Source organism: Microcoleus sp. S36b_A4, assembly GCF_036700645.1.
Lineage (GTDB): Bacteria > Cyanobacteriota > Cyanobacteriia > Cyanobacteriales > Microcoleaceae > Microcoleus.
This window is the reverse complement of the sequence record NZ_JAUBPI010000018.1, coordinates 1-11,463: the sequence shown is the minus strand read 5'-3', so window position 1 is coordinate 11,463 and position 11,463 is coordinate 1. Positions and strand designations below refer to the sequence as shown.

Annotated in this window: 10 protein-coding genes; 4 read left to right on the top strand and 6 right to left on the bottom strand. The window is 46.4% G+C overall.

All coding sequences use genetic code 11. The features are described from left to right. Positions 1–221 precede the first annotated feature (221 nt). Both QUA03_RS08100 and QUA03_RS08095 read left to right on the top strand, forming a co-directional pair. Positions 222–683, top strand: coding sequence for a cupin domain-containing protein (locus QUA03_RS08100; protein ID WP_333211120.1), 462 nt, complete (start codon positions 222–224; stop codon positions 681–683). A gap of 6 nt (positions 684–689) precedes the next feature. Continuing rightward, positions 690–1,328 carry a class I SAM-dependent methyltransferase gene (locus tag QUA03_RS08095; RefSeq protein WP_333211118.1) on the top strand — a complete coding sequence of 213 codons (639 nt, stop codon included), beginning with the start codon at positions 690–692 and terminating at the stop codon, positions 1,326–1,328. Positions 1,329–1,422: 94 nt separating this feature from the next. Here QUA03_RS08095 and QUA03_RS08090 read toward each other — a convergent pair whose 3' ends face one another. The 6 genes from QUA03_RS08090 to kdpA all read right to left on the bottom strand — a co-directional run bounded on the left by QUA03_RS08090 (position 1,423) and on the right by kdpA (position 9,254). Next, positions 1,423–2,691, bottom strand: coding sequence for a sodium:proton antiporter (locus tag QUA03_RS08090; protein ID WP_333211117.1), 1,269 nt, complete (start codon positions 2,689–2,691; stop codon positions 1,423–1,425). Between the two features lie 125 nt (positions 2,692–2,816). Next, the gene (locus QUA03_RS08085; RefSeq protein ID WP_333211115.1) at positions 2,817–3,959 is read right to left on the bottom strand and encodes a universal stress protein; all 1,143 of its coding nucleotides are present in this window, start codon (positions 3,957–3,959) and stop codon (positions 2,817–2,819) included. Positions 3,960–4,119: 160 nt separating this feature from the next. Next, the gene (gene kdpC, locus QUA03_RS08080; protein WP_333211112.1) at positions 4,120–4,749 is read right to left on the bottom strand and encodes a K(+)-transporting ATPase subunit C; all 630 of its coding nucleotides are present in this window, start codon (positions 4,747–4,749) and stop codon (positions 4,120–4,122) included. Positions 4,750–4,790: 41 nt separating this feature from the next. Beyond that, positions 4,791–5,060 carry a K(+)-transporting ATPase subunit F gene (kdpF, locus tag QUA03_RS08075; protein WP_333211110.1) on the bottom strand — a complete coding sequence of 90 codons (270 nt, stop codon included), beginning with the start codon at positions 5,058–5,060 and terminating at the stop codon, positions 4,791–4,793. Positions 5,061–5,217: 157 nt separating this feature from the next. Continuing rightward, the gene (kdpB, locus tag QUA03_RS08070; RefSeq protein WP_333211108.1) at positions 5,218–7,311 is read right to left on the bottom strand and encodes a potassium-transporting ATPase subunit KdpB; all 2,094 of its coding nucleotides are present in this window, start codon (positions 7,309–7,311) and stop codon (positions 5,218–5,220) included. 122 nt (positions 7,312–7,433) lie between these two features. After that, on the bottom strand, positions 7,434–9,254 hold the full coding sequence (gene kdpA, locus QUA03_RS08065; protein WP_333211106.1) for a potassium-transporting ATPase subunit KdpA: 1,821 nt from the start codon (positions 9,252–9,254) through the stop codon (positions 7,434–7,436). Between the two features lie 299 nt (positions 9,255–9,553). Between kdpA and QUA03_RS08060 the strand changes: the two genes are divergently transcribed. Both QUA03_RS08060 and QUA03_RS08055 read left to right on the top strand, forming a co-directional pair. Then, complete coding sequence (locus QUA03_RS08060; RefSeq protein WP_333211104.1) at positions 9,554–10,654, top strand: HAMP domain-containing sensor histidine kinase; 1,101 nt, start codon at positions 9,554–9,556, stop codon at positions 10,652–10,654. Further along, positions 10,651–11,343, top strand: coding sequence for a response regulator transcription factor (locus QUA03_RS08055; RefSeq protein ID WP_333211102.1), 693 nt, complete (start codon positions 10,651–10,653; stop codon positions 11,341–11,343). The genes QUA03_RS08060 and QUA03_RS08055 overlap by 4 nt, the downstream gene beginning before the upstream one ends. Positions 11,344–11,463 lie beyond the last annotated feature (120 nt).

Genomic DNA, 11,463 nt, shown 5'->3' with positions numbered 1-11,463 from the left:
ATTCTTAATGAGTTGGGGGAACTGTCGGAGGTGGGAGGCGAGAGTGGCGGGGATCTGGTAAGTGCTATAAAATTGTATTTATCTTGAATTTAAGCGTGTTTTGTAATAATAAAAACCGAAAAACGAACCGCGAAGGCGCGTTAGGCGAAGCCGCGCGTAAACCCTAGGACGCCAAGCAAGAGAAAGAAGAAAAAACTCACAACTGCGGTCAGCTTTGTTATATGATTATTGACCCTAAAAACGTGCCGGAAATTACGGGTTCTAAGTACCCTCAGCAATTCCAATCTGCTGTTGCGGGGAGAGTTAAAAAACGCTTGGGCGATGCTGCCGGGTTGCAGAATTTTGGGGTGAATTTGGTGAGACTTGCGCCGGGAAGTTGTTCTGCTCTCAGGCATTGGCACACTCGTCAAGATGAGTTAATCTATGTTCTGGAAGGGGAAGTTACTCTGATTGCAAATTCGGGAGAGCAGGTGCTGAAACCGGGTATGGCTGCGGGTTTTCGCGCGGGTGATTCAGATGGGCATCATTTAGTCAACCGCAGCAATGCAGATGTTGTTTATCTGGAAATGGGCGATCGCACTCCGGGAGATAGTGCCGAATATCCCGATGATGATTTAATTGCCAAAGCTACGGATAATGGTTGGATTTTTACTCACAAAAATGGCGAAGTTTATGAGAGTTGAGAATTTATGAGTCAAGTGAATCTTTGGACTTCGGCGGAACACGCTTTGTGGTATCTGGCTAAGGCTGATGGTATTCCTCACCGCACTGAAGGTGAAGCGGTTTTGTTGGAGGAAGTGCCGAAAAATGTGAAGCGAATTCTGGATGTGGGTACGGGAGACGGGCGGTTGCTGGGTCTGCTTAAGTGCGATCGACCAAATGTGGAATGTGTGGCGATCGACTTTTCGCCGACAATGCTGGAAAAAACCAGAATTCGCTTTGCTGATGACCAGAATGTCACGGTAATCGAACACAATTTTGACGAATCGCTACCGGCGGATTTGGGCAAGTTTGATGCGGTTGTTTCTAGTTTTGCGATTCATCATGTAGCAGACGATCGCAAACGTTCGCTTTACACCGAGATTTTCGAGCTTTTGGAACCGGGAGGCATTTTTGGCAATTTGGAGCACGTAGCATCACCAACTCCCGCTTTGCATGATAAATTTCGAGAGGCGATCGGTATTAGCGATTCGCCAGACGATCCATCTAATAAATTGCTAGATGTCGAAACGCAATTGCGCTGGTTTAGAGAACTTGGTTTTACCGATGCAGATTGTTATTGGAAGTGGCGGGAACTCGCTTTATTAATTGGTGTCAAACCAGTTTAGAGTATTTCGTGAAATTCGCTGAGCCGGGTAAGGACACGGCACTGCCGTGTCCCTACAAATATGGCATACAATCTATATGAGGTTAGTGACTGAATTAAATTAAATCTGGTACGTCAGGTTTGATTCGGCGCTCGTACCAGTTCATTAACGGGGTAGAAGTAATGCCGTGCAGAATCACAGAAAGTACGATGGTTGAAAAGGTAATCCAGGCAATTTTTTCTGCCGTTTCGCCTTTCAAACCTTTACCCAAAGCATATGTAAGATAATAGATAGAACCGACACCACGAATGCCGAACCAACCGTAAAGCCAGCGGTTGGCTGGGTGCAAAGGACTGCCGATCGTACTAATCCAAGCTCCCACAGGCCGGATTAAAAAAATTAACAATCCAGCTACTAAGAGGGAGTAACCTCCATATGCCAACATAGGTTCTAGGCGCAAAAGTGAACCTAATAGTAAAATAGTTGCTACTTCCATTAACTTTTCTATGCGCTCGGTAAAGTGCAGTTGGGAAAGCGGCTTTTCTGGGTTGCGGTAACTCCGCTGCACCACAATTCCTGCTACAAAAACTGCGAGAAATCCGTAGCCGTTGACTACTTCTGTGAGGGAATATGTAAGCAGAATTGTGCTGAGAGCAATGAAATCTTCCATTAATTGATCGGCCGGTCTATAGTGTTGGAGTTGGCGATCGACCCAGGTGACGGCTTTAGCTACTAAAATTCCCATAACGATACCTGCGGCGATCGCCCAAATCAAGTCAACTGCTACCCACTGCGAAAACCAGTTCGGCCAGTTGTTATCTTTTAGTGCATAAATTCCGAAATAAACAAAGGGAAAAGCTAAAGCATCGTTCAAACCGCCTTCCGATGTTAAACCAAAGCGCAATTCATCGTGATCGTCTAGATGAGCTAACTGAACTTCTGAGGCTAAAACTGGATCGGTGGGAGCGAGAATTGCTCCCAGTAAAATCGCCGGGCCCCAATCTAATTTCACAAACCAATGACCGATCGCAGCAACAGCAAAAATCGAAATTGGCATTAAAAAACCGATCAGCCGCGCTGTGGAATTCCAGGCCCAAAGTTGCAGTGGGCGATTCATTTTTAAGCCGCAACTGAACAGAGAAACAATAACTACAAATTCTGTAAGTCTTTCTAAAAATTCAGCTTCGGGACGCAAGTCAATCAGCTTGATGCCGTAGGGCCCCAATCCGATACCGACAATGAGATAAATTAAGGCATAAGATACAGGCAATCGCGAAATCCAGCCGGAACCCAAGGTAACGGTAAGCAGGAGGATGCCAATAACTAGCAAGTTGAGAATGTAATCATCCACCATAGCGATCGCACTTTTAATCAGGTTTACCAAGTGCAATCTTGACAGATAAAAGCTTCTGCAGCATCCACCACCCGCTAGATTCACCTATCCTCCAAAAGTTGCAGTTTTTCTGCAAAATAACTAACAACTCACAACTACTGACTAATAACTAATGACTACTGACTTTTTTCAGTAGCGATGATGTGCAAATCTACGTGTTTGAGCGATCGCACTAACTGTTGAGTCAAAGAACCCCGCAGCAGCAATTTCCAGCGGGATTGCTGGCTTTCGCCGATCACAATTTGAGTAATGCGATACTGTTTCGCTACCTCCGAAATTGCTTTGGCTATATTAGTGCCGTTTACCCGCAAAAACTGCCCCTTAAATTCTTGACAGAGTTTCTCACAAGTTTCAACGTGCAAGCTTTCTGCTTTTGTTAAAAATCGGTCTGGATCGTTGACAAACACAGCATAAAATGGGGCATTCATATAGCTAGCAATCCTCGCGCCCCGCCGCAGCAGTTGCAAAGAATTCGGATAAGTCGAGATGCACACTAAAACTCGTTCGTGAATGTTGCAAGATTGACCTTTTAAAGTTGCTGCGTCGTCTTCCACATTGTCTGCGACTTCTCGCAGGGCGAGTTCTCGCAAAGCGATTAAATGACGGCGCTGAAAAAAGTTTTCTAAAGATTGTTCAATTTTTTCGGGAGCATAAATTTTGCCTTCAAGCAACCTTTCTTCTAAAGTTTCTGGCGTGACATCGACAACGACTATTTCGTCAGCATCTTCGAGGACGCGATCGGGTACTCGCTCTCGCACTACAACTCCGGTAATTCGAGCTACTAAATCGTTGAGACTTTCTATGTGCTGAATGTTGAGGGTGGAGAAAACATCAATTCCAGCCTTGAGAATTTGTTCGACATCTTGATATCGTTTTTCTCTCAGAGAACCCGGAATGTTTGTATGAGCCAGTTCGTCTATTAATGCTAATTGAGGACGGCGTTCGATGACAGCATCTGTATCCATTTCGGTGAGCATTTTTTCGCCGCGCCGCATTTGTTTTTTGGGTACTACTTCCAATCCTTCTGCTTTAGCTGCTGTTTCTTTCCGACCGTGAGTTTCTAACAGTCCAATTACCACATCAATGCCTTCAGATTTGAGCCTGTGTCCTTCTTCCAGCATTCGGAACGTTTTGCCGACACCGGGGGCCATGCCGATAAATATTTTGTGCTTTCCCCGGCGGGTGGTGCGATCGTAAGTGCGGTTTGGTTGGGCGTAAACCGCGTCTGGATTGTTGGTAATTTCGCTAGAGTGAATCATAGCTGAGTAGTGAGTTGTCAGTTGGCGATTGTCAGTTGGCGATTGTCAGTTGTCTGTTGTCTGTTGTCTGTTGTCTGTTGTCAGTTGGCGGTTGTTTGTTGCTACTAATAACTAATAACTAATGACTAATGACTAATGACTACTGACTATTGACTGTAAACTATTGTAAACGGTCGAGAGCCAAATTTAGTTTCAGGACGTTAACTCCCGGTTCACCGAAAATGCCGATAAATCTACCATCTGTATTTTTGGCTACCAACATTTCTACTTGATTAAGATTGAGCGATCGCACTGTTGCTATCCGCTGAATTTGCGATCGAGCTGCCTCTACGCTAATGTGCGGATCGAGGCTAGAACCAGAGGTGTAGACTAAATCAGCAGTTGGTTTGATACCAGCTTTGTTGAGGCGATCTAATTCAAGTTGCACCCCTTGAAAACCCTCTTTTTGATTACCTCGCTTCAGCAAATCCGAGTTACTTGGAGCCAGGTTGCTAGCACCAGAAACGCCTGTTCTTTGACTAACATTTTCTCCCTTTGTCGGATCGTAATTTTCTGTCACAAAGCTGCTGTAATTGGTGGTGCTGGGACGACCCCAAAAATATCTTTCTGAGGAGAAAGGCTGACCGATTAAAGCAGAGCCAACTACAACTCCTTGGTTGGTAATTAAGCTGCCGTTTGCCTGGGAGTTGAAGGCAATTTGGCCGATTACTAGCAAGATTAAAGGGTAAATAATAGCTGTAATTCCCCACAAAACCAGGGTAAGGCGAATGGCTCTAATTATTTCTCTCATAAATTACCTCGATCGGTTATTTGCTAAGGGTTAATTATTGACTAAAATCTTTCCGGTTGAAAGATGACTACGAACAAGTAAATAGAAAGGGCGATAATCACCAAACCTAGGAGACTTAAACCCCAGACAGCTTTTCGGGTCAAATCTTCACCTGCAGCAGCGTAGACAGCGGGGGCAACTATAGCATTGAAACACATCACTAGAAATAGCTGCACCGGGATTGGGTGGCGCTGCCAAAGCATTTGTGCTAACTCAACGTTTTCTTGGAAATCTCTGGGACAAATATCATTCAGCCAATTATTCCGTTTCATGAATTCTCCTTATTTTGGGAATAAATATCTGTCTTTCTATTGGATTATTTTTTGGGAAAAATCGACGCAGAGCCTCTGGATATGCGTTCATCAGCAGAGCCGGGGAACGAGATTAATCCGTGTATCCGTCTCAAAATCCTTGTCATGCTTTCCCGATCTATGCTAGCCCAACGGCGGTAATCAAAACATCAATAATTTTGATGGCAATAAACGGCGCGACTGCCCCGCCCAATCCGTAGATTAAAATGTTCCGCTGCAACAGTTGGTTGGCGCTCAAAGGTCGAAATTTTACCCCGGTTAATGCTAGGGGAATCAAAGCGGGAATAATCAAAGCATTGTAAACTAATGCCGACAAAACCGCAGATTGACCGCTGGCTAAACCCATGACGTTCAAAGCGCCAACAGGGGAAAATATTGCCGGAATAATTGCAAAATATTTAGCGATATCGTTGGCTAGGGAAAATGTGGTCAGCGCGCCGCGAGTAATCAGCAATTGTTTGCCAATTGTAACTAAATCAATTAGTTTTGTGGGGTCAGAATCTAAGTCCACCATGTTCGCTGCTTCCTTCGCTGCTTGGGTTCCAGAATTCATCGCGAGTCCTACGTTTGCCTGAGCTAGTGCGGGTGCGTCGTTGGTTCCGTCTCCCGTCATTGCGACTAATTTGCCTTCGGCTTGTTGCTTGCGAATTACGTCGATTTTGTCTTCGGGAGTTGCTTCGGCAATGAAGTCGTCAACGCCTGCTTCATCGGCAATTACTGATGCTGTAATTCGGTTATCTCCGGTGAGCATAATGGTGCGAATTCCCATTTTTCGCAGTTGGTCAAATCGATCGCGAATTCCCGGTTTGATGACATCTTTCAAATAGATAATGCCGTAGGTGTCGCTGCCTTGACAAACAGCTAAGGGCGTGCCTCCCAAGCGCGAAACTCGCTCGTAAGCTGCATCGAGATCCGGGCCGAAATTGCCCCCGCGCGATCGCACAAAACCCTTCACCGCATCCACCGCGCCCTTGCGAACCTCTGTCCCATCGGGCAAATCCGTGCCAGACATCCGCGTTTTTGCGGAAAAATCAAGCCCCGTGGCATTGGTGCGATCGAAATCCACCTGTGCGCCCAAATTTTGAGCCAAACGGACGATCGACTTTCCCTCTGGAGTATCGTCAAACACACTCGCAGCAAGGGCTACACTCGCAACATCCTCCAGCGAGTGACCGTTGACCGGAATGAACTCCTCGGCTAAACGGTTCCCCAGCGTGATCGTCCCCGTTTTGTCCAAAATCAGCGTATTCACGTCGCCGCAAGCCTCCACGGCGCGTCCAGAGGTCGCTATCACGTTAAACTGAGCGACGCGATCCATGCCCGCAATGCCGATCGCGCTCAGCAAACCTCCAATGGTTGTTGGAATCAGCGCCACCAGCAGCGAAATCAGCGTCACCACGCCCACAGGGGTTTTCACGTAATTGCCCACGGGCGGAATCGTCGAAACCACAATCAAAAACACCAGCGTCAGCACCGCTAGCAGCACCGTCAGCGCGATCTCGTTCGGCGTTTTCGACCTTTCAGCGCCCTCCACCAGCGCGATCATCCTGTCCAAAAACCCCTTACCGGGGTCGGCCATCACCCGCAGCGTCAATTCGTCGGAAAGGATGCGCGTACCGCCGGTGACGGAACTGGCGATGTCCGAACCTGGTTCCTTGAGCACCGGGGCCGATTCGCCGGTGATCGCAGATTCGTCTACAGATGCGACACCTGCGATCACTTCCCCGTCGGCAGGAATCACATCGCCTGCGATCACTTTAATTTGGTCGCCGCGTCTCAGGGATGTCGAACTAACTTCTTGAATTGAACCGTCTGGTAGGAGTTTGCGGGCTGTTGTGTCGGCTTTGGTCGATCGCAGGGCATCTGCTTGCGCTTTCCCGCGCCCTTCTGCTATCGCTTCCGCAAAATTAGCAAATACCAAAGTAAAGAACAAAATAAACGTGACTAAACCGTTGAAAACTCTCTGATTTTCGCCGGGAACCGGGCCGAACAGCGTCGGGTCGATCGTTAATAATGCAGTCACAATTGTGCCAACCCACACCACAAACATCACCGGATTTTTCAGCATCACCCGTGGGTTTAGCTTGACAAAAGCTTGTTTAAAAGCTCTTTGATAAAGACCTTTTGTATTTGCTTTTGGCGTGTGCTTGCGAGACTCGCGAGAGCCTCTAGCAGGTTTTTTTGGGGAATCTGGAGTATGGGAAGAAGCCATGTCGATTTTAGATTTTAGATTTTAGATTTTAGATTTGGGATTAGGGATTTGGGATTAGGGATTTGGGATTGTTGCCAGCAACAGCAGTTTATTGTCGCTGCATTACTTAATGCAATCTACATCTACTGTCCGCTGTTTGGTGTCGGGGTTGTCACTTCAGGCGAAGGCGTTGCTAAAGGCGAAGGCGTTGCTAAAGGCGAAGGCGTTGCTAAAGGTGTTGTGGGTGCAGTTATCGGTGTGGCTTCAAATTTGCCGCTGCTAATTTCATATCCTTCGGCAATTGGCCCTAAAGCTAGAACTGGGAAAAATGTCAGCGCGCCCAGAATTATAATTACTCCTGCGGTGACGCCGGTGAATAAAACTGAATCGGTTCTGAGAGTGCCGGTTGTTTCGGGAACCAGTTGTTTGTTCGTCATGCTGTCAGCTAAAAGCAGGAGGGCAATAATTGGAACGTAGCGCCCCAGCAGCAGGCTGAAACAGGTGCTTAAATTCCACCAAAGTCCGGTAGGTGCGGGTTGAGAGTCTGCCAATCCTTCCAAGCCAGAACCGTTGTTGGCTGCAGCCGAAGCGTATTCGTACATCACCTGGGAAATGCCGTGAAATCCGGGGTTGCTGATGCCGCTCAAACTGTCGGTAAAGGCGAGAGTAATGGCACCGGGGATTAAAACTGCGATCGGGTGAATTAACAAAACAACGCTGGCTAAAACAATTTCCCGTTTCTCAATTTTGCGTCCCAAAAATTCCGGCGTTCTCCCCACCATCAAGCCCGTGAGAAACACGCTCAAAATTGAGTAGATAAATAAGTAAGCAGTTCCTGTTCCTTGTCCGCCCCAAACGATTTGCAGAAACAAATTAAACAGAGTGGCAAAACCACCGGGAGGCATTAAAGAATCGTGCATTCCGTTGACAGCGCCGCACATTGTCCCAGTCGTAGTGACAGCCCACAGTGCAGTCTCTGCCCAGCCAAACCTAACTTCTTTTCCTTCTAAATTTGGCTGCTGCGAACCCAGTAAATTATTAATTTGAGGGTTGCCGCCGTACTCGCCAAACGCTGCAATGCCAATCAAAATTACATAGATGGCAAACACCATCCAAAAAATCAGCCATCCCTGCTTTTTGTTGTTGGCAAATCTGCCGTAGGTGTGAATCATAGCTGCTGGTATAGAAACCATTGCTAGTGTTTCCAGCAGGTTGGTAAAAGGATTGGGATTTTCAAAAGGATGAGCCGAGTTAATGGCAAAAAAACCGCCGCCATTTTCTCCTAGTTGTTTGATGCTTTCAAAGTGAGCTACTGGGCCGCGAGCAATTATTTGCGTGCCGCCTTCTAATGTACGGGCAACGGCCGGCCCGGCTAGGGTTTCTGGGACTCCCGACATCAGCAACAGTAAGGCAATTATTAAAGAAAGGGGTAGCAGAATCCGGGTGATTGATTGAATTAAATCTATGTAAAAGTTGCCCAATGGACGACCTGTTAAGCCCCGGATAAAAGCAATGCCTACTGCTAAACCTGTAGCTGCTGAGGTAAACATTAAAAATCCCAGGGTTAACTGGGACAAATAAGTAAATGTTGTCTCGCCGGAGTAATGCTGTTGGTCGGTATTTGTGAGGAATGAAATAGTTGTGTGCAGCGCAGTATCCCAGGTTGGGGCAGTTAAGCTGGTGGCGTTTAAAGGCAAAACTCCCTGAAGCATGAAAATTAGGAAAACAAATATGCCCATTGCTGCATTGCTGTAGAGTAGCGATCGCGCATATTGCCAACCTGTCATCGAATCTATAGACCGGATATTGCTGGCTTTATAGATGAGTTGTTCTAGAGGTTTAATAGCGGGGTCGAGAATGGTTTGTTCTCCCATGTACACCCGCGCCATGTAATTACCAAAAATAGGGGCGATCGCTACTACAATGATTAGCGTTAATGCGATTTGAATTAATCCTTCAAGCATAACTGAGCCAATACTTCCTTAAAAGTGCAATCTGCTTTTAAAAATCAATATACTTGCCACTAGGATTTTTGATAATCAGCCCGCAGATATAAGTTGCCGTTTACCCGTTACCCTTAGCTGCTATATATTTTCACTGACTGACAAATGTTTAAATATGTAGCAGTATCTATGCTTGCAGATATAGATGTTATCTAAACGCTGTTGTTGCGTCACAGGAGACAAATTTTGGCGATGAAAAACCGCAGGAATAAGGCAGAGAATAGAGTGTAAATATAAAATATAAAATGGATGGATAAAGAATGTTAAACAGCTTATTAAAAATCACAGACAACCTGGCAATTCAAGATAATTATTTGCGGGGGAGGTGGTCGATCGCAATTTTATTTGCGATCGTTGTAGTGCTGGAATTTACTACGCCGTCGGAGTATCTGTTTGGGTATTTGTACACAGGGCCGATTTTACTGGCAAATTCGCGCTTGAGTCGGTTGGGTAAGTTACAAATTACTCTGGTAGCAGTAGCTTTGACGCTGTTAAATTTGTTTGTTCCTTACGGAGAAGCGATCGCCCTAGCCACAGTTGCAAATAGATCGATCGCAGTCATGGCTTTAGGGGTGACGGGATATTTGAGCGATCGCAACCAGCAGTACCAAGAGGCGATCGCGATCGCTAAAGCTGAGTTGCAGTCGCAGCAGCAGCTAGCAAGCATCCGAGAAGATTTTGTCTCTACTTTGAGTCACGACTTAAAAACGCCGATGCTGGGGGCGATCGAAACTATTAAAGCTTTTCAGTCAGCAAAATTTGGGAATGTCACCGCCAGTCAGCAAAAAGTTCTCGAAACAATGGCGCGATCGCACAAAATGTCACTACAATTAGTAGAAACGCTGCTGGATGTTTACCGCAACGATGCCGAAGGTTTAAAACTGCAACTTGCGCCCGTAAATTTAGTAGCTTTGGCAGAAGAAGTAATCGCAACACTCATCCATTTGTCGGCGGCGCGCCGAGTTTACATTAGTATGAGTTACGGAGAGTCAGATTTCCGTCGCTCTTTGTGGGTAAATGGCGATGCGGTGCAACTCCAGCGCGTTTTTGTTAATCTTCTAACAAACGGAATTAACCATTCTCCTCGCGGCGGTAAAGTAGAAATTGTTATGGAATCTTATGCGAGTTATCAGGTGGTGAAAGTTATCGATAGCGGGTTGGGAATTACCGCCGATGAACTGCCCCACTTGTTCGAGCGTTTTTATCAAGGACACAGCGATCGGCAAGCCAAAGGTTCGGGATTAGGATTATACTTATCTCGCCAAATTATTGACGCCCACGGCGGTATAATTTGGGCAGAAAATAAATTGCCACACGGTGCTTTATTTGGATTCCGACTCCCTGCTATCCCACAGAAATGAAACCAGCTTATCCGTTGCGAATTCTCCTAGTTGAAGACGACGAACTGTTTCGGTTGGGGCTGCAAACCAGGTTGCAGCAAGAAAGTTGCTTGCAAGTAATTGCCGAGGCAGAAGATGGCGAAACCGCAGTAGAATTGACTCAGGAACACTTACCAGATGTGGTGGTTCTTGATGTCGGTTTGCCTGGAATTGGCGGTATTGAAGCGTGTCGCCAAATTAAACAGCGACATCCAGCAATTCCCGTTTTAATCTTAACTTCTCATTCGCAAAAATCCTTAATTGAAAGATTGATTGGTGTGGGGGCTCAGGGCTATTGCCTCAAGGGAATTGCGGCGGAAACTTTGGTTTTGGCAATTCGATCGGTAGCGGCTGGTGCTTCGTGGTGGGATAAGGCGGCAACTGGGGAAATTCGGGCGGTTTTTGCTAATTCTGAACCTGTGAAAGTTGGTTCAAAATCAGAAGTTTTGGAGAATCCGCTGACGAAGCGAGAACAGGAAATCTTGGCTTTAGTTGCGGGGGGGAAAAGCAATCAGGAAATTGCACAAATATTGTACATTGCTCCGGGGACTGTGCGGGTTCACGTGCACGCGATTTTGCAAAAGTTGGAAGTGCGCGATCGCACTCAAGCAGCAGTGTTCGCTATTCAGAAAGGATTGGTTGCACAAGAACTTTTGGCAGTCGAACCCTAAAAGGTCAACTTTTGTACTGGGATTGTCGGTTTTTGAAATTAATTAGGGCTTGCTGAATAATCGATCGCACATCAAGAATAAGAGCGATCGATATCTTCAAGCCGAGTTAAATATAAGTTT

Excerpts from the sequence above, each read along its gene's own strand:
- QUA03_RS08060 (WP_333211104.1), top strand. The coding sequence starts at position 9,554 with ATGTTAAACAGCTTATTAAAAATCACAGACAACCTGGCAATTCAAGAT.
- QUA03_RS08085 (WP_333211115.1), bottom strand. The coding sequence starts at position 3,959 with ATGATTCACTCTAGCGAAATTACCAACAATCCAGACGCGGTTTACGCC.
- QUA03_RS08095 (WP_333211118.1), top strand. The coding sequence starts at position 690 with ATGAGTCAAGTGAATCTTTGGACTTCGGCGGAACACGCTTTGTGGTAT.
- QUA03_RS08100 (WP_333211120.1), top strand. The coding sequence starts at position 222 with ATGATTATTGACCCTAAAAACGTGCCGGAAATTACGGGTTCTAAGTAC.
- kdpA (WP_333211106.1), bottom strand. The coding sequence starts at position 9,254 with ATGCTTGAAGGATTAATTCAAATCGCATTAACGCTAATCATTGTAGTA.
- kdpC (WP_333211112.1), bottom strand. The coding sequence starts at position 4,749 with ATGAGAGAAATAATTAGAGCCATTCGCCTTACCCTGGTTTTGTGGGGA.
- kdpB (WP_333211108.1), bottom strand. The coding sequence starts at position 7,311 with ATGGCTTCTTCCCATACTCCAGATTCCCCAAAAAAACCTGCTAGAGGC.
- kdpF (WP_333211110.1), bottom strand. The coding sequence starts at position 5,060 with ATGAAACGGAATAATTGGCTGAATGATATTTGTCCCAGAGATTTCCAA.
- QUA03_RS08055 (WP_333211102.1), top strand. The coding sequence starts at position 10,651 with ATGAAACCAGCTTATCCGTTGCGAATTCTCCTAGTTGAAGACGACGAA.